Origin of the sequence: Marinomonas sp. UCMA 3892 (assembly GCF_012726345.1) — a bacterium.
Classification (GTDB): Bacteria; Pseudomonadota; Gammaproteobacteria; order Pseudomonadales; family Marinomonadaceae; genus Marinomonas.
Genome location: NZ_PTXN01000011.1, coordinates 13,763 through 37,749, shown reverse-complemented (window position 1 = coordinate 37,749; position 23,987 = coordinate 13,763). Strand labels below are relative to the sequence as shown.

Below are 23,987 nucleotides of genomic sequence, written 5' to 3'. Positions count from 1 at the left end.
GCTAATACACTCTATATTTACGGTCATTACCAAGTATTAAATTAATCTCTACTTTCTCATGAAGCGCAGCACTATTGATGTCAGCATTGATATGAAAACACAAACCTAAAGGGTTATTTGGATCTGTAACCGTTTTGATTTGTAAGTTGCATAATCTAGGCTCATAAGTCGCTAAACATTTCTGCACAGCCAACTTCACTTTTAAAGATAGATCCATGGCGCCCAACGAAGCGTCATTAAAATCTATCAATCCTAGATTAGGGGCGGATTGCGCCTCCCCCAATCTAGTATTCAGAACGTTGGCTACATTCAGCTTTATTGAGTTAAGAACATCTATAGAATCTGGCCCCTGAGACAAAGAGATAGCCTTAGCATTAACATTCAATCGTTCCATGAAGCTAACGCCAAAAACACTATTTTCATCTATTAGGTAGCTCATAGTCTTATGCTTGATCTAAACGGCCAACAAGAGACAGCTCGAAGTTCGCACCCATATATTTAAAATGAGGACGTACTGCCAAAGACACTTGATACCAACCTGGATTACCTTCCACATCGGATACTTCGATTTTTGCGCCACGAAGTGGGCGACGACTACGAACATCTGCAGGTGGGTTTTCTTGGTCAGCAACATATTGCTTGATCCAACCATTCAATTCACGCTCTAGATCGCCACGCTCTTTCCACGCACCAATTTGCTCACGCTGAAGCACTTTAACGTAATGCGCCAAACGGTTAACAATCATCATGTAAGGCAATTGAGTACTTAAGCGGTAATTGGTCTCCGCTTCCTTACCGTCTTTCGTATTAGGAAATACCTTCGGCTTTTGTACTGAGTTCGCCGAGAAGAAAGCAGCGTTATCACTACCTTTACGCATAGTTAGAGCAATAAAGCCTTCTTCGGCTAATTCGAACTCTTTTCTATCCGTTACCAATACTTCTGTAGGGATTTTAGCTTGCAATTCACCCATAGACTCAAATACATGAACCGGCAAATCCTCTACTGCACCACCACTTTGCGGTCCAATAATATTTGGACACCAGCGGTATTTAGCAAAACTGTCAGTCAAACGTGAAGCAAAAGCAAAAGCGGTATTCCCCCAAAGGTAATCACTATGAGACTTACTCACGTCTTCCTGATAGTTAAAAGATTTAATAGGATTTTCAATTGGGTCATACGGAACACGTAATAAAAAACGTGGTGCAGTTAAACCAATATAACGAGCATCTTCAGATTCACGAAGAGTGCGCCATTTTGCGTATTTTGGCCCTTCAAAAATAGAGTTCAGATCTTTAAGGTTTGGAAGCTCTTCAAAAGATTCAATACCAAAAAACTCAGGACCAACACTTGAAATAAATGGCGCATGAGACATCGCACCTAAAGCCCCCATATACTGAAGCAACTTCATATCAGATGAGGAAGGAGTGAAGGCATAATTACCGATAATGGCACCTGTCGGCTCACCACCAAATTGACCATAACCAGAAGAGTAAACATGCTTATAAAGGCCACTCTGTGTGGTTTCAGGAGCAAACTCAAAATCTTCAAGCAATTCAGACTTAGTAACATGAATTAGCTCAATTTTATTATTTTCTCTAAAGTCAGTTCGATCGACTAGCAGTTTTAGCCCACGCCAAGCAGACTCCATTTGCTGAAAAGATTCATCATGTAGTATTTCATTCATTTGACTACTGATTTTACGATCTAATTCAACAAGCATTTGATCAACTAAGGTCTTATTAACTGGTTCCTCAGTTTTATTTGATTGAAGTAAATTCTCAATAAAAGCCGCAACACCTTTTTTAGCAACATCATAACCCTCTTCATTCGGAGCTATGCGAGTTTGGGCCATTATTTCGTCAAGCAGATTTCCACGCCCTTGACCTACCGAACTTCCTTCGACTGCAATATCATTTGTAGACATATTTGTATCCCTGCTAATAATTTTTCAACGTCATGTATTAATGGTTGAGATTATTAATTTGACTCATTCCCATGAGCTAGATTTAATTCAGCCAATAGCTGATCACGACTTTCATCTGATGCTAACAAGCCTTGCAAACTATTTCTGAAAGAAGGGATATTACCCAATGGACCTTTTAACGCTACTAAAGCCTCTCTTAGCTCTATTAATTTTTTAAGCTCTGGAACTTGCGATGCAATTGAATCTGGTGAAAAATCATTAATCCCACTAAAAGAAAGATCTACTGTTAAATCACCATCAGACTCCTCATCTAGCTTATTACTAACTGTCGTCTGAAGACGCAAATTACTTTCACGCATTACAGACTCAAAATTAGCTTTATCTATAGAAATGCTCTTTCTATCTTCTAAAGGCGTATCCTCTGCATGACCTTTAAAGTCACCAACAACCAAGGTTTTTAGAGGCAACTCAACCTCAGACTGAGAATCTCCAGTAGCAGGTATATATTTAATATTTATCCGCTCTTTGGGTGCGACACTTCCCTCTTTTGACATACTTTTCTCCATCCAACGACGTCATAAAAAAACAATTTTAGCTGCATTACCAGTTAAGGATAACAACTTAAAATCACTCAAAATCCATATAAAAATATCGATACAACACCCTTTCTTTGAAAAACACAAAAAAAGAGCATAAAAAACCCTAGCCATATCTAGATATCAAAAATCTAAATAAATCTAAAATTTTAAAAAAGGGAATATTAAAAAAGCAGGGATATAGGAAAAGTTAACAAATTTATTCAATAATAACTTCCATGTAAAACACAAAAAAAAATACCCATCAAGGATAATACCTTTGCGTTTAGTTTAAATCCCTTCAACACTCCAATTGCTTAAAAAACTGCCTTCCATTGCTATAAAAATTTGCTAATAAATTACGAAGCCATCATCTAATGGCATTTAATATTTTTATAGAATACGCACTAAAACTAAAAAGCTCAACAAAAGATAAGGCAAAGGAAATGTAAATAATTCGTAATGATGTTTTTTTTTAGATTCACCTTATCTAGCCACAATCTTCTTTTAAAACAACAACTTCCCCCTCCAACTAGAGAGCAATTACCCACCACTCCTAACAAGCGAGTTTTTGCTCGTCGGGCGATTTTTTGCCTGACCCCAAGCGAAGTTTTGCTCGATGGTAGAGTGTGTTTTTATTAACTCATTGAAAATATTAACTATTTTTAATTGGCATTCATCTTGCTCTTCCTAGGGTGAGTGTTAAAAACACGTTTTTACTATTTTTAAATAAGGAATTTTACTATGCCAACGCCATGTTTTATCTCGATCGAAGGGGAATCTCAGGGTCTTATCACTGCCGGTGCCATGACAGTCGATTCTATCGGTGACGTAGGCTTGGAAGGTCATGATGACGAAATGCTGGTGCAACGCTTTGACCACAACGTCACTGTACCGACTAACCCACAGTCTGGTAACCCATCTGGTCAACGCGTACACAAGCCATTCAAATTCACCGTTGCTTTGAACAAAGCGGTTCCATTGCTTTACAACGCACTGTCTTCTGGCGAAAAACTGCCAAAAGTAGAATTGAAATGGTACCGCACGTCTGCAGAAGGTAAGCAAGAGAACTTCTTCGTAACAGCGCTAGAAGGCGCAGTCATCGTGGACATTCATTGCGAAATGCCGCATTGCCAAGACCCAGCGATGGGCAACTTCACACAGAACCTAACGGTCTCTATGGCTTACCGTAAGATCACTTGGGATCACATCAACTCTGGTACGTCTGGTTCTGACGACTGGAGCAAGCCAATCGAAGCGTAAGCTCGTTTTGGTTTAGGCCGCCTGTTTGCTCAGGCGGCCTTTTTGCGTATTAATGGTTCACATTTTTTGCGCAATCCTCACGTTCTTCGGGGTAGATGGTCGGTTACGAACGTGAATAATGGGCTGTTTAAAATAAGCACTTCACCACTTGCATTCTACGACTTGTATTTTATCAATTGGATAGACCGTCATAACAAAGGAAACTGGTATGGCTACATTGACGTTTACACTGGCACTCGACGGCATGGAAGACAACACTCTGCTTGTCCGAGAATACCAAGGGCACGAATCGCTCTCCGATTCCCTGCTAAAAGACGGCTCGCCTTGTTATGGCTTCCGTTACCAATTGGCCCTCGCCAGCCGTCAATCGGATCTGTCTGCTGATACCATCGTCGATAAAAACGCCGAGTTACGCGTGTTTCGTAATGGCGAACTGATTCAACGAGTGCACGGCATCGTTCGTCATTTTGAAAAAGGCGACACTGGACACCACTTTACCTACTATGGCTTAACCTTGGTTCCGGCATTGGAGCGCTTATCTCTACGTCACAACAGCCGTATCTTCCAAAAGCAAACCGCGCAAGACATCATCAGCCAACTGCTGAATGAAATGGGCATCACCGAACACCTGTTTGATACCCAACGTACACCGCTTGAACGTGAGTTCTGTGCTCAGTACCGTGAAAGTGACTTAGACTTTGTCCACCGTTTGGCCGCCGAAGAAGGCTGGGTCTACTACTTCACCCACGAAGAAGGCAAACACCAACTGCACTTTGCGGATCAAAGCCAACTACTGCCCAAACACCCAACGCCGATTCCGTACAACGTCTTATCGGGTGGCGGCTCAGACGATCAATACATCGCCACCCTGACGCACCATACACAAAGCTTGCCTAGCCAAGCTGTGCTCAAAGACTACAGCTTCAAAAAGCCAGACTACCGCTTCTTGCACCAACAAGACGGCGATAGCATGGATTATCAGCTGCCAAACTACGAACACTACGATGCCCCTGGGCGATTTAAAGACGACGTCACAGGCAAAGCCTTTTCACGCATCCGTCTAGAATACCTACGTCGCAGTGCTCGCACTCTCGTAGGAGAAAGCAACCACGCCGCCATCCAAGCGGGCCTAAAAATCACCATCGAAGGCCACAGCGAAGACAGCATCAACCAAGAATGGCTGCCCGTCTCGGTTGAACATTACGGCACCCAACCGCAAGTCTTGGAAGAAGAAGGCCAATCTGGCAGCACAAACTACAGCAATACATTTACCTTCATCCCMGCCACCACCAACTGGCAAGCGACACCGCAACCCAAACCCAGTGTCGATGGCCCCATGATGGCCATTGTGGTGGGACCCGAAGGGGAAGAAATCTTCTGTGACGAACACGGACGAGTCAAACTGCACTTCCCGTGGGACCGCTACAGCGAAGCCAACGACCACAGCTCCTGCTGGGTACGTGTCTCCCAAGGCTGGGCTGGCAACCAACATGGCATGATGGCGATCCCAAGAATCGGCAGTGAAGTCATCGTCAGCTTTTTAAATGGCGACCCCGATCAACCGATCGTGACCGGACGCACCTTTAACGCCAAAAACACCCCGCCATACGCTCTACCGGACAACAAAACCAAAACCGTCTGGCGCAGTGATACACACCAAGGGGAAGGTTTTAACGAGATCTCATTCGAAGACCAAGTCGACAACGAAAAAGTCTATGTCCACGCGCAAAAAGACATGGAAACCGATGTGCTCAACGACCGCATCACCCACATCGGCCACGACCAACACGGACAAATCGACAACGACCGCTTCACCCAAATCGGCGGTGACAACGGCACAGGCAATGACCACCTGACCATCAAAGGTGAAAGTCGTCATAAGATAGATAAAGATCAATCCATCAGTATTGATGGGAATTTACAGCAGAAAGTCGGAAAAATTGCCGTATTAGAGGCAGGTGAAGAAATACACATCAAGAGCGGTGACAAAACCGTGATTGAAGCCGGAGCAGAAATTACCCTCGCCGCAGGCGGCAGCTTCGTCAAAATCGACGGCGGCGGTGTCCATTTAGTCGGCCCCGTTATCAACCTGAACTCTGGCGGTAGCCCAAGTGCGGGGAGTGGGTTTAGTGGGGGAGAGCCTCTCTTACCTGGTGGTATCCTTTCACCTGTCGCTCCAGAGAAGTCGCTTATGGCTCCACATAGCCCGAGCATGAAGGCAACGCTTCCTGCTGTTGCTGAGTTGGATTTACCTGTTATGGAGCTTTGTCAGAGACAGGCTGATGGAGCCTGCGCAAAAGCAAATTGTACATGTATTCAGGATGCATAACATGAGCAACACTCAACGTTACCTTGTGATTGATGTAATTCGTGTTCCAGAAGTTGCACGAATTTGTGCTGAGCATGAAATTAGGTATGGCAAACTCTATCTAGGTACACAATGGCAAACACAAATAGAAAGTAGTCCTCTATGGATTCAGTTTTATGAGGGGGATGAAGTGTGGCAGCGGTGGCAAAATGACAAACAGTGGGCGAGTAGTTCTGTTTGTTTTGAGTTTGACGATACTGTATTGCAAGCAGACGTTATTAGTTCATTACAGCAACATATCACCATTACTTCAGAAGACGGCCGTTTATTGTTGTTTCGTTTCTATTCACCGAAATCACTTATGGTCGTTTTACCGCATTTAGATTTGACTCAAATATCTGTGTTGTGTGGGTTGGCTCGAGAATTGAGTGTTTCTTCTTTGGTCATAGATGTAGACGCGTTATTACCTATAACCAATCCATCTGACTTTCCAACTCTATCGCCGCTTATGATTAGCAAGGAATTAGCTGAGGAATTATTATCGTGACTAAAATTCACATGATTAAAAAGGGAGAAACTCTCTCCTCATTAGCAAAACTGTACAATACAGACGTGACGACGTTGCAAAAGCTCAATGCCGATCAAATAAAAGACATCAACTTAATTTATACCGGCGATGAATTGGTTACACCGGAGGAATCGACCATTGCACAATGGGAGCCTCAGGACAAAGAAATTGAAAATACACTTCCTAATACTCTGATTACACAATCTGAATGCAGTAAGAACGTGACTTTGACCGATGTGTTATATGTTCCTTCTTTTCTTGGTGAACAAGGTAAATCAGAGCAAAAATACCTTTTTCTAGCTCAGGAAGCTGTTGATGCGGTAAAGGCCGAGCATGACCTTTGTGTTAAAGCGGTCACTATCCCTGACAATGTTTCTCGAGTTGCGGAAATGGGTAAGTTAGGCATTCTTGATGCCTTTAATAGCTTATCTCATGAAGTCTTCTTACGAATGAATGACAGCAAAGAAAACACCAAGGATGCTGATAATTATCGAGAGGCCTTGTTTATAAAGGCTTTGTTGAGTAGGCAGGTTGAAATTGAGCCAGAAAATTTAACTTTCCCAGAAGATAATCGGGATATTGGGGTTATAGGTGTAAAGCGTAAGTTAGAGATCAAAGAGCGGCTACACAAAACACAAGAAGAAAGGCTAGAAAGAAGGTTTTGCGATCTTTATGGGGATAATTATCGGCAAATACCCAAACTGGCAGAAGAGAGTAAGATCGCGCGTACGAATCTAAATAAACGGTATCGCAGGTCTTTAATTTACTTGCTTCATAGTGTCTTTGATGATGTGAAAGATAAAATAGCGGACTATGAAGACAAGGCTAAGAAAATAGCAAAGTCCGTCAAGCTTCCTCAAGGGGAGCTCAGCTATGAATTTAGCGAATTCGGCTATTATTCTTCCGCAAAAGGCTCTGCTGTATTTCAGCTATTGAATACAGTGCGCGAGTACCGTCAGCGTGCCAGCATTGATGTGCCAGCAGATATTAAGGATATAAAACCAGACACAGACATTGTCGACTTGGACCGGGTTGAAGAATTCTACAATATATGGAAAAACCGTAATCACAAAATGATAGTTGAATGTCTAAACAAGGACTTTTATACCAATGTGCGGTTGCGTCGAAATGGGTATTCGGCAGATGAGCTAGAGGACGCCTTTGTCCGTTATAACATCAATAGTTCTATACCTATCGGCTATTACACGATAATGGCTCGTATAGTTGGCTTGAACTTGCTTTCCGTGGCGGTCAAAGAGCAATGTTTAACAGAAGATCAGTTATTGAGCGGTAAAGCGGATGTAAACCGCATTCGTGAAATGTTTGAAAACCAAACTTCAAGCTTAACTAAACTTGAGTCAGTATTGTCGAAAATCAAAGTTGAGACATTAGGGTATTACCCAGCCTACGTCTTGCAATTGTTGATCGTACGTGAGGTGGCTAAAAGGATTAAGGACTTTAAAGATCTGGTTGGTAAGAATCAGGATTATGTTGCGCAAGTAAACAAAATTTTGCCCTATGCACACAAATGTCAGGCACGTATTGATTTTCTGAGGGAGTGTGCAGAAAAACAGAAGGAGGCGCAGCTTTACTATAGGGTTGAGGGGGCCAAATTTGCTGACCAAGTCCTAGAGCAGCAGCCCATCCAGCTTATCTGGGACGAGCATGACTATCAGCCGGAAAACCTAACCAATCAGCTATATGCAACGAACAGTAGTGCACAATGCCATATTGTTGAATGTGCATTAGCCAGTGAACCAAATAAGCCTTTGTACATTCGTTCCAATCATGCCGTTCTGAGCGATAAGCTATCTCAGCACAAAAACTGCGTGGTGGGTTATCAGTTTTCTCCAATTGGAGGTGCGACTGGTGGCGGCAATATGAAGGAAGATACTACTTCATTTGTTGATATGAAAAAGCTTTCGGCGAGCCTAGAAGCGAAATATGGGAATATTTTGTCTTGGTCTGGAGGCAAAAAACTGTCTGATATGGATGATGTGGCTTGCTTCCCATGGTTTAAAGAAGATGTGAACCTGTTTGGTGTGGAAGGTGGTGCGGATTTAAGTGCATCAGCGCAATTCATGCGTTTTGTCTGGACTGGGGGCGGCTCTATTTCGATAAAGAAGGATCTTGTCTCGGGGCAGAAGAGCGCTGCTGCCAATTATAACCTTATTCAAACCGGTGTGGATGTGGCTGCAGGCCAGAGTAGCATTACGCTGACATTACCGAAAAAAGAAATGCCACTTATGTTGCCCTATATACATAGCGGTATGGATGCCAATGGTAAAGCGCTGCCGGAGACCAAGCAGGAGCGAAACATTGGCTCTTTTCAAGTTAAGATCATGGGCGCGGTTTACGGCTCGATAGCTGCAAGTTTACACCTCTCGACAGAACTAGATATTGGTAATACGGCAAATGGTTTGTTTGGAGTGCGGGGGACGACACCGACAAGTTCGAGCTTTGCTAACTTTTCTGCGGGCGATAAACCTGCCAAGGTAGAAGGCAAGGCGTTTGCAGGGTTAGAGGTCGGAGGGTCGGTTAATTGTGAGTTTAATTGGAAACCGACTGCGACGGACGCCAAAAACCTTAACTTGAACCATGCTTTTTTAAATTTATTTAAAGTGGGTGGCGGCGTCCGAGGAACCTTAGGTATTGGTGCAGAATGTTCGTTTACTTTGACGTTCAATGGAAGTCGCTTTATCGTCATGTTTAATGCAGGAGTGACTAAGGGAATTGGTTGCGGTGGAACAATCTCAGCCGAGTTGAACCCGCAGAGTATGGAGGCATTTTTGAGTTTGTTATTGTCTATTACGAATAGCAGTAGTTTTAAACGGTTTGCTTTTTTTGATGAAGAAGGCCGAGATGATGAAACATTTAAAGCGTTAAATAGTGTAATGACGGTGGCTATTTCGTTCGGCTTAAAGGCGGGGGTTGTAGCCATGCTACCGTTTAGACTGATTCGTGAAATGGAGTCGCGAGCACTGGAAGAAAGAAACGCTGGCTTTGTAGCAAACTTCATCAACAACAAAACCTATACTGACAAAAATGCTTTATGGATCAAAAACGCACTGCCGGAAACGTTATCGAAACTGTTAACGGTACTGACGCATTATCATGTTATCCCAGACAATTGGTTTAACTGGGCATCAGAACAAGAAGCGAATGCACTAGCTGAGCAAAATGCCGCTCAGAGTAACGCCATCTTACAGATATTTAAATGGTTGGGGGCTGAATCAGATATTCCAAAAGCTGAGCAATTGGATCGCTTTGAAAATACAGTTCAACGGATGTATCTGAAAGATCCGACCTCTTTGGATCCAGGTGAAAAGTGGGAGAAGTATGCAGATAATCTGCTGAAGATAAAGGGGTTCTTTGTCCGGTGTGTAATGAATAAATATGAGTATGCATTGGAAAATGATGTTAAAAATCGGAAGTATAATGAATTAATGGTTCTTAACTATGATTCATTTGTTCTTTATATAGATAAATTAACCCATCGAAATAGTCTATATCAAAAGGACAATTATAAATATTATGTTGGTGGTAGGAATAACTTCCCTGATTATATGTCTTCCCGTGATAAAGCTTCGATGGCTGAACAGGGGTATAAAAAAACTAAATGGAAGATTATCGAATGATTCAAATTGTAAAATGGCTGATAAGCTGTCTTGTTGTGTTTTCATATGGAAGCTTCGCCGCAACAGTTGACGAAGGAGTTGATTTATTTAATCAGCAGAAATACAAGCAAGCTCTTCTTGTATTTGAGCCACTTGCAGAGAAAGGTGATGCAAGAGCGATGCTTTGGTTGGGGGTTACTCAGTTTCAGACGGGAGAGCAATTTACTGCAGCCTCCACTTTGCTTCAAGCGGCAGAGGCCGGAAGTCCATGGGCAATGCATCTGATGGTGCCAAGCTATAATGGTAACTGTGCTTATCTTGGGTGGCCTTGTGACGAAGCTTGGATGGATAAGGCAGTAGATGAATGGAAAAAAAGAGCTGATGAAGGTGATGGTAAGTCGATGTATGCGTTATTGCGCTGGGGGGACAAGCCATGGTGGGCGTACGTGCCCATTTTGAAGAAAAAAAAATACGGTGAGTTGGTTGAAGAGGCTGTCAAAGCAGGAGGTTATAAAGCGGCTAGTTATAATATGTACATACCAATTGAGATGAAAAAAAATGTTGAGCTACTAGAGTATGAAGCAACACAAGGTTATGCGCCTGCCATGATGGATTTATATTATATAAATGATAGTAGTAGTGTTGAGAATCTTGATTTAGCAAGACAGGCATTGTCGCTAGGTTATAGCTCTGGCGCATTTTCTCTTTTGTTTTATTTTTCACGCGAATTGCCTGACATCGAAACTGAGTCTGATATTAAAAAATTATCAGAAGATATTAAGGATAAATATAAAAATGCTTACTACTATTCATTAGTTGAAAAGTATTTTAGTGGGGAAGATAGGACTTTTTATATAAAAGAAAAAGTTGTTAATGATAAAGGGGAAGAGGTTTATATTAATATTTTGTCAGATAGTGAGATGAAAGAAGTGGAATCTAGAGCGCAAGAGTTTGTTAAAGACCTTACTATAAATATGTTTCTTGATGATTCGACAGTCGGTGCACTTGTTGCACGATAATCTATTAAGTGATTTTGTTAGTTAAGGTATCACTATTCTCCCCGTTTTATAAGGGAGTTGGCAGAATGTAATATTAAAGAATGGTTGAGCTATAGATTAGTAGTATAAGTGCTCATGCTATTTTTGGGTTCTGTGTGACTTAATTCCGAACAAGGGGGGGAGCAGCTCCTCACTGCATCCAGGCACAGAAGCGAGTGACCCATGGGTGATACACTTAATGGTATCAAGTTATACTCGCTATTGTGATTATTTAGGTTGGTCATGTGATGAAAGCTGTATGGGTGAAACTATCGCCGCAGGGAGGGAGTGTAACCATGCTCGGTATATGTACCCATTTTGAAGCAGAACAAAAGACAAAATTGAAGAAAAGGCAAGGGGGGTCTTGTCGACTACGATCTAAACTCATTCATCGACGAAGCCTCAGGTGTACACGCTTTTCTTCGGTGATTTTTAGTACAGAGGATTATAAGTAGTTGTTTCGAAGAATATTCTCGTTAACTAGCCTTTGTTTGATTGTTTCTTTTAATGCCTTCGCGACAACAATTGACGAGGGCATTTCTATATTTAACCAAAAAGAGTTTAAGGAAGCGAAAGCGATTTTTTAGCCGATAGGATGAGCAGAGTGTTGCTAACACTCTGCTTTTTCAATAGTTTTGTGCTGTAGTTTCTGTTTATAACTTAATGCTTTTCTATAATGAGCGATGAATCAGAGCCGTAGATTGCTATCTATTTTATCTTCAGCTAAAAGAAAGAGTGGCAGTGCACCAGTGAATGCTCGGCTAGTGTCGCTGCTCTCTTTTACTACGTAAAACACTTACTCGGTTGTTTCGTCAATTACTGGTGGCTCAGGTTCTACACCACTAAACCCACTCCCAGAGCTTGCACTGCCGCCGGTGTTGAAGTTGATGGCGGAGCCGACAACGTGTACGCCAGCCGCGTCGATTTTTATAAAGTTGCCACCAACTTTGACCGTCATTTCTGATCCGGCTTCAATCACGGCTTTACTGCCACTTTTTAGATGAATTTCTTTTGCTGCATCCAGTACGACTTTCGAGCCAACTTTCTGTTGCAGACTTCCATCCACCATAAGCGTGTGGCTTTTATCTATCTTATGACGACTTTCGCCTTTGATGGTGAGGTGCTCATTGCCTGTGCCGTTTTCACCGCCGATTTGGGTGAAGCGGTCGTTGTCGATTTGTTCGTGTTGGTCGTGGCCGATGTGGGTGATGCGGTCGTTGAGCACATCGGTTTCCATGTCTTTTTGCGCGTGGACATAGACTTTTTCGTTGTCGACTTGATCCTCAAAACTGATCTCGTTGAAGCCTTCGCCTTGGTGAGTATCGCTGCGCCACACGGTTTTGGTTTTATGGTCAGGCAAAAGGTACGGCGGGGTGTTTTTGGCGTTAAAGGTGCGTCCGGTCACGATCGGTTGATCGGGGTCGCCATTTAAAAAGCTGACAATGACTTCGCTGCCGATTCGTGGAATCGCCATCATGCCGTGTTGGTTGCCAGCCCAGCCTTGGGAGACACGTACCCAGCAGGAGCTATGGTCGTTGGCTTCGCTGTAGCGGTCCCACGGGAAGTGCAGTTTGATGCGTCCGTGCTCATCACAGAAGATTTCTTCCCCTTCGGGCCCCACCACAATGGCCATCATGGGGCCATCGACACTGGGTTTGGGTTGCGGTGTCGCTTGCCAGTTGGTGGTGGCGGGGATGAAGGTAAAACGGTTGTGGTAGTTTGTGCTGCCAGATTGGCCTTCTTCTTCCAAGACTTGCGGTTGGGTGCCGTGATGTTCGACCGAGACGGGTAACCACTCTTGGTTGATGCTGTCTTCGCTGTGGCCTTCGATGGTGATTTTTAGGCCCGCTTGAATGGCGGCGTGGTTGCTTTCTCCTACTAAGGTTCGTGCACTGCGACGTAGGTATTCTAGACGGATGCGTGAAAAGGCTTTGCCCGTGACGTCGTCTTTAAATCGCCCAGGGGCATCGTAGTGTTCGTAGTTTGGCAGCTGGTAATCCATGTTCTCACCATCTTGCTGATGCAAGAAGCGGTAGTCGGGCTTTTTGAAGCTGTAATCTTTGAGCACAGCTTGGCTAGGCAAGCTTTGTATATGGTGCGTCAGGGTGGCGATGTATTGATCGTCTGAGCCCCCACCTGATAAGACGTTGTACGGAATCGGGGTTGGGTGTTTGGGCAGTAGTTGGCTTTGATCCGCAAAGTGCAGTTGGTGTTTGCCTTCTTCGTGGGTGAAGTAGTAGACCCAGCCTTCTTCGGCGGCCAAACGGTGAACAAAGTCTAAGTCACTTTCTCGGTACTGGGCACAGAACTCGCGCTCAAGCGGTGTACGTTGGGTATCAAACAGGTGTTCGGTGATGCCCATTTCATTCAGCAGTTGGCTGATGATGTCTTGCGCGGTTTGCTTTTGGAAAATACGGCTGTTGTGACGTAGCGATAAGCGTTCCAATGCTGGAACCAAGGTTAAGCCGTAGTAGGTAAAGTGGTGTCCGGTGTCGCCTTTTTCAAAATGACGAACAATGCCGTGCACTCGTTGAATCAGTTCGCCGTTACGAAACACGCGCAGCTCGGCGTTTTTATCGACGATGGTATCAGCAGACAGATCCGATTGACGGCTGGCGAGGGCCAATTGGTAACGGAAGCCATAACAAGGCGAGCCGTCTTTTAGCAGGGAATCGGAGAGCGATTCGTGCCCTTGGTATTCTCGGACAAGCAGAGTGTTGTCTTCCATGCCGTCGAGCGCCAGTGTAAACATCAATGTAGCCATACCAGTTTCCTTTGTTATGACGGTCTATCTCATTCGTAGAATGCAAGTGGTGAAGTGCCTATTTTAAACAGCCCATTATTCACGTTCGTAACCGACCATCTACCCCGAAGAACGTGAGGATTGCGCAAAAAATGTGAACCATTAATACGCAAAAAGGCCGCCTGAGCAAACAGGCGGCCTAAACCAAAACGAGCTTACGCTTCGATTGGCTTGCTCCAGTCGTCAGAACCAGACGTACCAGAGTTGATGTGATCCCAAGTGATCTTACGGTAAGCCATAGAGACCGTTAGGTTCTGTGTGAAGTTGCCCATCGCAGGGTCTTGGCAATGTGGCATTTCGCAATGGATGTCCACGATAACCGCGCCTTCTAGTGCGGTAACGAAGAAGTTCTCTTGCTTACCTTCTGCAGACGTGCGGTACCATTTCAATTCTACTTTTGGCAGTTTTTCACCAGAAGACAAGGCGTTGTAAAGCAGTGGAACCGCTTTGTTCAAAGCAACGGTGAATTTGAATGGCTTATGTACGCGTTGACCAGATGGATTACCAGACTGTGGGTTAGTCGGTACGGTGACATTGTGGTCAAAGCGTTGCACCAGCATTTCGTCATCATGACCTTCCAAGCCTACGTCACCGATAGAATCGACTGTCATGGCACCAGCAGTGATAAGACCCTGAGATTCCCCTTCGATCGAGATAAAACATGGCGTTGGCATAATAAAATTCCTTATTTAAAAAATAGTAAAAACGTGTTTTTAACACTCGCCCTAGGAAGAGCAAGATGGATGCCAATTAAAAATAGTCAATATTTTCAATGGGTTAATAAAAACACACTCTACCATCGAGCAAAACTTCGCTTGGGGTCAGGCGAAAAATCGCCCGACGAGCGAGAGTTTGCTTACTCAATAAGTCAAAGCAATTCCCTGCTTCGTACCTTATTCACCATAGCCTCTATATCTTCAAACAAAAAAGGTTTGCTAATGAAAGCATTCATACCAGAATCAAGACATTGTCTTTTGATTTTTTCTTCTACGTGGGCAGTTAGAGCAACAATCGGTATTTGCTTTAACCCTCTTTCTTTCTCGATTCGCCGAATGGCAACCGTAGTCGAAAATCCATCCATTTCAGGCATGTTGCAATCCATAAAGATCACATCGTATTTCTTGGTGCCATTAAACTTTTCCAATGCCATAACGCCTGTTTCAGCTAGATCCACAGAGCCCCCCAGCTTCAAAAAGAATTGCTCGCAGATCATTTGATTCACTTTATTATCTTCTGCCAAAAGGATGCAAAGATCAGACTCAATATTGGATTGCACGGCTATATTTTCCATGGGAATTGAAAGTTTTTGACCTTCTACTTCCGTCGCCAAAACAAATGGAATATCGACAGTAAATCGACTACCAACTCCTATTTCACTGATCAATGAAATGGTTCCGCCCATCAACTCAACTAAGCGTTGGGTAATGCTCAAACCTAATCCTGTTCCACGAATATTAGGGTCGAAATGGCTCACCTGATAAAATTGCTCAAAAATTTGCTTTTGGTCCTCGGGGGAAATTCCTATCCCTGTATCCTTAACGGAAAACGACAAGATTACGGTATTTTCTGCATCACTTTCCTTACTAGAAACCTCAATCGAGATTTCCCCTTTTTCGGTAAACTTAAAGGCATTTCCAACCAAGTTATAAAGAATTTGATGCAGTCTAAAAGGATCACCTAGTACGAACGAGGGAATATTTTCGATACTAGATTTGAGTGTGATTGGTTTTTTCTCGAACTGAGGGGCAAGCAATAATTTCACTTCATTAACAACATTGCGTGTATCAAAAGGAATTTTTTCTAGCGCCAATTGTTCAGCATTAATTTTAGAGTAATCTAAAATATTATTGATTATATGCATCAAGGTTCGACCGGCATTATTGATGACCGTCACTTGCTGCTTTTGCTTTTCATTCAGGTCGCCCATCGCCAGTAATTGAGCCATGCCAAGAACGCCATTCATAGGTGTGCGGATCTCATGAGTCATTGCGGCTAAAAAATCGGCTTTTGCTTGCCCTGCGCGCTCGGCTTCAACTTTCGCTTTTTCTAGCTCTTCTGCCTGTACTGAAAGTTTCAAATTATCATTAAGGGCCTGCCAGTAAACACGATTTTGTTGTTTTCCAGTTATAAAAATAAACAAGCCATAACCAATAATTAAGCCCACTACAATCAAGTTACCAGGCTCGTTTAGCAGCAATCCGGCAGCTAAGGCGAAAGGGAAGCAAATCAATACAAAATAACTGCGCATTAATTTATAAGAAGGTGCCAGTACTGTGACACCACCAATACTGATACCTGCAGCAGCCATCATATTAATAGTCACCGCCAAGTCGACAATCGGGTTAATGTAAAAAAGCCAAGCAGAACCGCTTACCCAAAAAATGGCGGATAAATTGTAGATAAAAGCATAACGAGGAAAGTACGTGGAGATATCAATATCATTTGATGAAGAGACTTTAAAAAATAACACTAAACGATAAATCTGCAACAGTAAAAAACAGCCTGAAAAAACACCAATAATATCTATGTGTTCACGAGCTGTTGTAGAGCTAAAAGTAGCAGCCCAGAATGCTAATAAATAAAATACACCGCCATACCTAGAGCGTCTAGCTAAATCCTTTAAGCTAATATCATTGAGTTGTTGATCGCCCAACGTATAGCGTGAATTATTCAATAGCGTTCTCAGATTAAATGCCCATTAATAGTTTAAGGTGCATCAGCTTCAATAGACTGATTTATCCATCATAGTGCATTTAAGTACTATTGAAAACCAAACAAAAAAAGGCCTACAGGGGGAAGACTGTAGGCCTTTGCTATCAATACACTCTGACACTTACTCCATTAAATCAGACCGCAAATTGATTCATAGTATTGTCTTTACCAGAGGCTTTAAGGGCCTGCTCACCAGAGAAATATTCTTTATGATCATCACCAATGTTTGATCCAGACATGTCCTGATGTTTCACACAAGCCAAGCCTTGGCGAATTTCTTTACGCTGTACCTCTCTCACGTAGCCCAACATGCCAAGTTCACCGAAGTAGTCTTTCGCTAAATTGTCCGTAGACAAGGCAGCTGTATGGTACGTCGGCAAGGTAATCAAATGGTGGAAAATACCCGCTTGAGCCGCCGCGTCTTTCTGGAAACTACGAATACGCTCATCCGCTTCCTCTGACAATGCGCTACCGTCGTAATCTTGAGACATCAGCTTGTCGCGGTCATATTGACTCACGTCTTTGCCTTCTTCCATCCAAGCATCAAACACTTGCTGACGGAAGTTCAATGTCCAGTTGAAAGACGGACTATTGTTATACACAAGCTTAGCATTTGGCATAACCTCACGAATACGATTCACCAAGGAAGCTATTTGACCAATATGCGGTTTTTCCGTTTCGATCCACAATAGATCCGCGCCATTTTGCAAAGACGTAATACAATCCAGCACCACACGATCTTCACCTGTATTCGACTTAAAGCGCACCAAACCATTGGCTAAACGAGTTGGCTTAATCAAACGCTCACCCAGTTTGATCGCCATATCACCAGACTTCATTTGCTCCAGTGACGTCACTTCTTCGCCATCAATAAAGGCATTGTATTGTTCCGCCAAGTCGCCAGCCGTTTGTGATACTGGGATCTTTTGCGTTAAACCCGCACCCAAAGAATCTGTACGCGCTACGATCACACCATCATCTACACCCAATTCTAAAAAGGCGTAACGTACAGCATTAATTTTCGCTAGGAAGTCTTCATGCGGCACGGTTACCTTGCCATCTTGGTGACCACATTGCTTAGCATCAGACACTTGGTTTTCAATCTGGATACAGCAAGCGCCCGCTTCGATCATTTTCTTCGCTAGCAAATAGGTCGCTTCTTCGTTACCAAAGCCAGCATCGATATCAGCAATAATTGGCACAATATGAGTTTCAAAATTATCGATTTTTTGCTGTGTCGCTTGCTCGCGAACTTGATCGCCCGCTTCTCTCGCTTCGTCCATCTCTTTGAATAAATGCTGTAACTCACGGGCATCTGCTTGTTTCAAAAAGGTGTATAGCTCTTCGATCAAAGCTGGCACCGAAGTTTTTTCATGCATAGATTGATCTGGCAATGGACCAAATTCAGAACGCATCGCCGCGACCATCCAACCAGACAAGTACAAGTAACGGCTACGGGTTGTACCAAAATGTTTCTTGATAGAAATCATTTTTTGTTGGCCGATAAAACCATGCCAGCAACCTAAAGACTGAGTGTAATTCGCTGGGTCTTTGTCATAGTTCGCCATGTCTTCGCGCATGATCTTAGCTGTGTATTTCGCGATATCTAACCCCGTATTAAAACGGTTTTGCAATTGCATTCTAACCACAGATTCTGGGTTCATCGCTGCCCAAGTTGGACCTTGTGAATGGATCGTCTGGCTAGCTTGTTGCGTTTTATTTTTGTAAGTATGCATCATTTTTCTCGCTCTTTAGGTTGTTTAAATGGGTACAAATTCTCAGAAATTAATTCGTTTTCAGTGCGTGTCCTTCACCTGTATTCGATAGGCATGTAGCAAGGGCTCTGTATAACCGTTAGGTTGAATGGCACCTTTGAAGATCAAATCCTGCGCTGCTTTGAAAGCGACGCTATTGGCATTGTTCGCCATCGGACGATATCCCTCGGTGGCTTTATTTTGTTCATCTACCACCAATGCCATGCGTTGCATCACCTCATCAATTTGCTCTTTGCTACAGATTCCATGCAGCAACCAGTTTGCCAAGTGCTGACTGGAAATTCGCAAAGTGGCACGGTCTTCCATCAAGCCCACATTGTTAATATCAGGGACTTTTGAACAACCAACGCCCGCTTCTACCCAGCGCACCACATAACCGAGTAACCCTTGAACATTGTTTTCGATTTCACGTTCAATCACTTGCTGCGACAAAGTAAGGTTGCTTGGAATCGTTGGGATAGTTAGTAGATCCGTTAGATTCGCTTTTGGGCGGTTTTTAATACGCTCCTGCACTTCAAATACATTCACTTGGTGATAATGTAATGCGTGCAATGTGGCAGCAGTTGGTGATGGCACCCAAGCCGTATTTGCACCCGCTTTAGGGTGGGCTATTTTTGCCGTCATCATGGTCGCCATTTCATCTGGCATTGCCCACATGCCTTTGCCAATTTGTCCTCTGCCTGGCAAACCACATTGCAATCCAATGTCTACATTGCGGTTCTCGTAAGCTTGGATCCAAGGTTGATTCTTGATTTGGTCCTTTGGCAAAAAGGCACCCGCTTGCATGCTGGTGTGAATTTCATCGCCAGTACGATCTAGAAAACCGGTATTGATGAAGAAGACTCTTGATTGCGCCTGACGAATGCACTCTTTCAAGTTCAGAGTGGTGCGACGCTCTTCATCCATAATGCCGATCTTGATCGTGTTTTCGGGCAAACCTAGCATTTGCTCAACGCGAGAAAACAATTCGCAGCTAAACGCGACTTCTTCTGGGCCATGCATTTTTGGCTTCACAATGTAGATACTGCCAGTGCGACTATTTCTCATTCGACTATGGGCAGTACGTTGTAAATCCAAAGCGCCAATCAAGCTGGTCACCACGGCATCGATAATGCCTTCGGGAACAAAGTTACCCAGCTCGTCTTGCATCAAGTCGCATTCCATCAAGTGACCAACATTACGAACCAATAGCAGAGAACGACCATGCAAACGGTATTCTTGGTTATTTAAATCCGTAAAAATACGATCAGGATTCATGCGGCGTGTTTGCGTTTGCCCATCTTTGTTAAAGCTGGCTTCCAGCGTGCCTTGCATCAGTCCTAACCAGTTGCGATACACTTCTATTTTGTCTTCCGCATCCACCGCGGCGACGGAATCTTCACAATCAATAATGGTGCTTAGGGCTGACTCAATTAAAATGTCATTGATATTAGCTGGGTCATTTGCGCCATTTTTTCCATTACGATCAAATTGAATTTCAACGTGCAAACCATTGTTTTTTAGCAATATGGCTTCTGGCTCACTGCGCTGCCCATTCACGGCCACCAGCTGACAAGGCTGTTGCAAACCGGTTTGGCTACCATCTTGGAAAAAGGCCAATAAATGGTGGTAATAAACCATGTAACTGATGACGTCATGGTGAGAGCCAGACTCTAATGGAAACACTTGGTCCAAAAAGTCTTTCGCTTTGGCAATAACCGCTTCACCACGAGCAGGGTTGTAACCTTTATTGTCCAAAACAGTCGTTTCTAAGCCCGATGTTTTCGCAATCACATCCGTACCGTAAAAAGCGTCGTACAAACTGCCCCAACGAGCATTGGCGGCATTCAGCGCAAAACGCGCATTTTTAACGGGTACCACCAGCTGAGGGCCAGCAAGACTCGCGATCTCTTCATCGACATTTGAAGTGGTAACAGTGAAGTTTTCCCCTTCTTCGACTAAATAACCAATCTTACGTAGGAAAGCTTCATACGCCTTGATGTCTATCCCTTGACCTTTGTGGTCAAGATGCCATTGGTCAATCTGCTGCTGCATTGCATCGCGAGTAGCCAAAAGTTGACGATTAATGGGCGACAGATCAGCGATTAATTGCTCAAGATCACGCCAAAATTTTGTTGGTTCAATCGTGTGAAGCGATAGCACTTCTTCATTGATGAAGTGGCAAAACCCTGGATGAATCACACTGTTATTTTTAGCTTGGGGCATATTCATCTCGCTTTCCTTCTTTCTCTTATCGTTCTGATTCTTAGGGTTAGCAATGCGTTTAAACTCTCTAACGATTGCTTGATTTATAGTCTATGCCCGTCTAAGCTAAAATTTCACAATAAGAATTACACAGTGTAAATTTTACAAAAATGAAAAATAAAAATAGCCTCAATCGCAAGGCCCATTTTTTGGGCACAAAGATCCGCAACCTGCGTAAACGCAACCGTTTGACGATGGAAGACCTCTCTGCTCGCTGCATAAAAGTCGATGCAGAATCAGCACCATCCGTTTCATATTTATCCATGATAGAAAGGGGGAAACGCATTCCCAGTGAAGACGTTTTGGAAGTGATTGCCAGCGTTTTTCAAAAAGATGTTGACTGGTTTTTGGATGATATTCCGGAAGAAGAAGCCATTACCCCAACCAAAGGATCTGGCGGTGGTATCGATGGCATGGCGCTAGAGCCAAACTTTTTGTTTTCCAAAGAAATACTGCAAATAGCCATCCCTGAAATGCTTTCTCAGACTGGCACCAGCGGTCGTCAATTTGCTCATTTATTGATTCGCGCCCACCAAGAACATCATCAAAATCATTTCCCAGATTTAGAACGTGCGGCGGAAGAAGTGGGACTCAAACGCTTACCATTGAGCCTTGATGAAATTATCGCCATTACTAAACAGATGGGCTTACAAATCAAATGGTTCCGCAAAACACCGCTGGCGGTTTTACAAGAAATGGGCATTGATGAAAGTCATGTAGTGACGTCTTTTTTTGATCCACCAGGCACGATTTACATCAATCAAATCATGAAAAATCAGCCTCAGCGCCTGAAATACAATCTTGCGGTACACATAGGTCACACGGTATTACACGACAAAGACGGGCTAAAGAACGTGTTAGTGACAGGGCGAAATGAGATATCACCACTGCAAGCGAAAAACGCCAAAATTCAATCATCTGGCATGGACGCTCAGGATATTCTATTTGCTTGGCGAGACTTTGAATGTAGCTTTTTTGCTGGTGCGCTGCTGTGCCCCAAAGTGCCATTTAGACAAATGCTGGACCGCAATGGTTACGAAATTAATACTGCACAACTGGCGGGTGTTTCTGAATCCGTGACCATGCGCCGCATGACAGCAGCATCGCCTTATCCTCATTGGCATTATTTTGATGCTTATGCGCCTGGCAAACTGAAGGCTGTGTATCGGGGTAATGGCATTCCTCTGCCTTGGGGCAATATGAGTATGGTCGAAGACCCGTGTCAGCACTGGTCTGTGTTTCGCAAAATAAGCGAACCAAGCACGGGCACGTCGGCACAAATATCGATTCTTAATGTTGGCGACGAGCCACGCATTTACGCTTGTGAGTCGGTCAAAGTGCAAGACCTTGCTGGCAACAGCCACGTACTTTGCTCCGGTATTGATCTGAACCCAGCCATTGATGCCCAAGGCAAAGACGCCCTCTCCATCGCCGCCGATCTACGGGAAGCTTGCGTGACCAAAGGAGGCTCATCCCAAATCCCGAGAAGCATCAAAAAAGACCTCATGAGCGTAGCGAAAATTCTCAATATTAATTGGGTAGAACGCGGCATAGACAACGATGCTCGATTGATTTGCTCACGCGGTGCCGTTTGCCCAAGATCGCCAAGCTGCTATAAGCAATGCGAGGCGCGGTAGTTGGCTTATTTGGGGGAAATTTATCAATGGAAGCCAAACTTTGTGGTGTTTTGCTTGCGTCACTGACGTCGTCAACGCAACGCAATGCAGGGCTTGGCTTCTTTACTAGCGCTAAAAAAATGCTATAACATAATTTTTTTATATTTTTAACTTAAAATTCAACAACCATAAAATTCATTTGCAAAGGATAAAAAATGAAAATTAGTGAGCTAAGAGAGCATCAAGCATTTTTTAACTATAAAGAATATGTAAATTCAAAAGAATCAAAAGAACTATTAAAACTCAGAAAACGTTTTGTAAAAGACTATCCAATTGAAAAGATAAGATCTCTTTCACTTGATGAATATGTGGTAGGAAAAGGTCTTAAATCCTCATTCTGTTATCGAATAGAAACTGAACTTAACCTATGGGGGAATATACATGGAAGTACAGCAAGGAAGTTTGGTGTTTACTATGGAACACTTGGCGATGATAAAAACAAAAAATATAGAATAGGAAAACACTCTTTCGGTTCAAATATAAAAGAAGCTTTCATAAATGTAAAAGAACAAATAATTGAGCTAATAGAAAATAAAAGAGACCTAGAAACTCTTAAGAAAAACAATTTATCCCCAATGTTTAAAGGTAAAATATTATCACTTTACTATCCCGATGAATTTCTTAATACATTTTCATTTGTTTACCTAGACCATTTTATAAACAATCTTTCACTTGAGAACAACTCCAAATCTGAGATAGTAAAGCAAAAAGTACTATTAGATTTTAAAAAACATGATGAAGTCATGAAAGATTGGAATACAATAACCTTTAATCAATTTCTTTATGACTCTTTTGGCACACCTAAAAATGATCTAGGTAATTCATATGAAGCCTTACAAAATCATACTATCGGAAATTTACCTCCAATAGAAAGTATAAAAATAGAAGAAGTTGATTTAAGCCTTAAAACATTATCATCTGAGTCAAGTAAAAGACACATAAGAGAAAATAAAGCTGACTTCATAGAAAAATCAAAAAGGAATAAGATTGTTGGAGATCGAGGCGAATTGATTGCTCTTATAGAGCAACGTAAATATCTAAAAGATAGAGGTAGAGAAGATTTATCAAAAAAAGTTGATCATATTTCACGACATGACGATAGTGCTGGGTACGATATAAAATCTTTCGATTTAAGGGGAAATGAAATATATATTGAGGTAAAGTCCACATCAAATCCAGCAGGTTTCAAGCACTTTTTCATTTCAAAAAACGAGTTATTAACTGCACAAGAAAAAGAAAACTATTACATTCATTTTGTACATGATACCTGTAGCAAATCACCAAAAATATGGAAAGTAAAAGGTGTCGATTTTTTAAATAATGAAAAAATAGAAAAGGAAGCCATTTCATTTAAAATAAGATTCAGAACAGAGCAATAGATTCAAATAAAAAATTAATATTATGGAGTGAGGTCTTCTTAAAATGGATATTTCTCTATTGACAGTTAAAATGAAATATATCAAAAAAACAGGAAGCTAAAAAAC

At 42.8% G+C, this 23,987-nt stretch carries 15 protein-coding genes; 7 read left to right on the top strand and 8 right to left on the bottom strand.

The features are described 5' to 3' along the window. Position 1: 1 nt before the first annotated feature. Genes tssE through tssB form a run of 3 tightly spaced genes read right to left on the bottom strand, consistent with a single transcriptional unit; the run spans position 2 to position 2,479 of the window. Positions 2-439 carry a type VI secretion system baseplate subunit TssE gene (tssE, locus tag B6N13_RS15850; RefSeq protein ID WP_012068913.1) on the bottom strand — a complete coding sequence of 146 codons (438 nt, stop codon included), beginning with the start codon at positions 437-439 and terminating at the stop codon, positions 2-4. Positions 440-443: 4 nt separating this feature from the next. Next, complete coding sequence (gene tssC / locus B6N13_RS15845) at positions 444-1,925, bottom strand: type VI secretion system contractile sheath large subunit (RefSeq protein ID WP_012068912.1); 1,482 nt, start codon at positions 1,923-1,925, stop codon at positions 444-446. A gap of 53 nt (positions 1,926-1,978) precedes the next feature. Further along, complete coding sequence (gene tssB / locus B6N13_RS15840; RefSeq protein ID WP_012068911.1) at positions 1,979-2,479, bottom strand: type VI secretion system contractile sheath small subunit; 501 nt, start codon at positions 2,477-2,479, stop codon at positions 1,979-1,981. A 765-nt stretch (positions 2,480-3,244) separates the two neighbouring features. Here tssB and B6N13_RS15835 point away from each other — a divergent pair. From B6N13_RS15835 to B6N13_RS15815, 5 genes are all read left to right on the top strand, one after another. Next, a complete protein-coding gene (locus B6N13_RS15835; RefSeq protein WP_012068897.1) occupies positions 3,245-3,763 on the top strand; it encodes an Hcp family type VI secretion system effector in 519 nt (172 codons plus the stop codon). A 208-nt stretch (positions 3,764-3,971) separates the two neighbouring features. Beyond that, entirely contained in the window at positions 3,972-6,092 is a 2,121-nt protein-coding gene (gene tssI, locus B6N13_RS15830) for a type VI secretion system tip protein TssI/VgrG (RefSeq protein WP_169459944.1), read from the top strand. Between the two features lies 1 nt (position 6,093). Then, positions 6,094-6,618, top strand: coding sequence for a DUF4123 domain-containing protein (locus B6N13_RS15825; RefSeq protein WP_169459943.1), 525 nt, complete (start codon positions 6,094-6,096; stop codon positions 6,616-6,618). Next, positions 6,615-10,277 (top strand): LysM domain-containing protein, encoded by a 3,663-nt coding sequence (locus B6N13_RS15820; protein ID WP_169459942.1) that lies wholly within the window; start codon positions 6,615-6,617, stop codon positions 10,275-10,277. Before B6N13_RS15825 ends, B6N13_RS15820 begins: the two co-directional genes overlap by 4 nt. Further along, positions 10,274-11,275 carry a hypothetical protein gene (locus tag B6N13_RS15815; RefSeq protein WP_169459941.1) on the top strand — a complete coding sequence of 334 codons (1,002 nt, stop codon included), beginning with the start codon at positions 10,274-10,276 and terminating at the stop codon, positions 11,273-11,275. Before B6N13_RS15820 ends, B6N13_RS15815 begins: the two co-directional genes overlap by 4 nt. An 814-nt stretch (positions 11,276-12,089) precedes the next feature. Here B6N13_RS15815 and tssI (B6N13_RS15810) read toward each other — a convergent pair. The 5 genes from tssI (B6N13_RS15810) to B6N13_RS15790 all read right to left on the bottom strand — a co-directional run bounded on the left by tssI (B6N13_RS15810) (position 12,090) and on the right by B6N13_RS15790 (position 20,794). After that, positions 12,090-14,057 carry a type VI secretion system tip protein TssI/VgrG gene (gene tssI / locus B6N13_RS15810; RefSeq protein ID WP_169459940.1) on the bottom strand — a complete coding sequence of 656 codons (1,968 nt, stop codon included), beginning with the start codon at positions 14,055-14,057 and terminating at the stop codon, positions 12,090-12,092. Positions 14,058-14,251: 194 nt separating this feature from the next. Next, the gene (locus B6N13_RS15805; RefSeq protein ID WP_012068897.1) at positions 14,252-14,770 is read right to left on the bottom strand and encodes an Hcp family type VI secretion system effector; all 519 of its coding nucleotides are present in this window, start codon (positions 14,768-14,770) and stop codon (positions 14,252-14,254) included. A gap of 194 nt (positions 14,771-14,964) precedes the next feature. Next, complete coding sequence (locus B6N13_RS15800) at positions 14,965-16,770, bottom strand: ATP-binding protein (RefSeq protein ID WP_169459939.1); 1,806 nt, start codon at positions 16,768-16,770, stop codon at positions 14,965-14,967. A 172-nt stretch (positions 16,771-16,942) separates the two neighbouring features. Further along, the gene (locus tag B6N13_RS15795; RefSeq protein WP_169459984.1) at positions 16,943-18,544 is read right to left on the bottom strand and encodes an isocitrate lyase; all 1,602 of its coding nucleotides are present in this window, start codon (positions 18,542-18,544) and stop codon (positions 16,943-16,945) included. Positions 18,545-18,604: 60 nt separating this feature from the next. Beyond that, positions 18,605-20,794 (bottom strand): malate synthase G, encoded by a 2,190-nt coding sequence (locus tag B6N13_RS15790; RefSeq protein WP_169459938.1) that lies wholly within the window; start codon positions 20,792-20,794, stop codon positions 18,605-18,607. A gap of 182 nt (positions 20,795-20,976) precedes the next feature. On the opposite strand from B6N13_RS15790, the gene B6N13_RS15785 reads away from it, so the two are divergent. Together B6N13_RS15785 and B6N13_RS15780 are read left to right on the top strand one after the other, a co-directional pair. Beyond that, entirely contained in the window at positions 20,977-22,464 is a 1,488-nt protein-coding gene (locus B6N13_RS15785) for a DUF3612 domain-containing protein (RefSeq protein ID WP_248280359.1), read from the top strand. 194 nt (positions 22,465-22,658) lie between these two features. Next, on the top strand, positions 22,659-23,882 hold the full coding sequence (locus B6N13_RS15780) for a DUF3883 domain-containing protein (RefSeq protein WP_169459936.1): 1,224 nt from the start codon (positions 22,659-22,661) through the stop codon (positions 23,880-23,882). Positions 23,883-23,987: the final 105 nt, after the last annotated feature.

Excerpts from the sequence above, each read along its gene's own strand:
- B6N13_RS15795 (WP_169459984.1), bottom strand. The coding sequence starts at position 18,544 with ATGCATACTTACAAAAATAAAACGCAACAAGCTAGCCAGACGATCCAT.
- B6N13_RS15825 (WP_169459943.1), top strand. The coding sequence starts at position 6,094 with ATGAGCAACACTCAACGTTACCTTGTGATTGATGTAATTCGTGTTCCA.
- tssB (WP_012068911.1), bottom strand. The coding sequence starts at position 2,479 with ATGTCAAAAGAGGGAAGTGTCGCACCCAAAGAGCGGATAAATATTAAA.
- B6N13_RS15815 (WP_169459941.1), top strand. The coding sequence starts at position 10,274 with ATGATTCAAATTGTAAAATGGCTGATAAGCTGTCTTGTTGTGTTTTCA.
- tssC (WP_012068912.1), bottom strand. The coding sequence starts at position 1,925 with ATGTCTACAAATGATATTGCAGTCGAAGGAAGTTCGGTAGGTCAAGGG.
- B6N13_RS15835 (WP_012068897.1), top strand. The coding sequence starts at position 3,245 with ATGCCAACGCCATGTTTTATCTCGATCGAAGGGGAATCTCAGGGTCTT.
- tssI (WP_169459940.1), bottom strand. The coding sequence starts at position 14,057 with ATGGCTACATTGATGTTTACACTGGCGCTCGACGGCATGGAAGACAAC.
- B6N13_RS15790 (WP_169459938.1), bottom strand. The coding sequence starts at position 20,794 with ATGAATATGCCCCAAGCTAAAAATAACAGTGTGATTCATCCAGGGTTT.
- B6N13_RS15805 (WP_012068897.1), bottom strand. The coding sequence starts at position 14,770 with ATGCCAACGCCATGTTTTATCTCGATCGAAGGGGAATCTCAGGGTCTT.
- tssE (WP_012068913.1), bottom strand. The coding sequence starts at position 439 with ATGAGCTACCTAATAGATGAAAATAGTGTTTTTGGCGTTAGCTTCATG.
- B6N13_RS15780 (WP_169459936.1), top strand. The coding sequence starts at position 22,659 with ATGAAAATTAGTGAGCTAAGAGAGCATCAAGCATTTTTTAACTATAAA.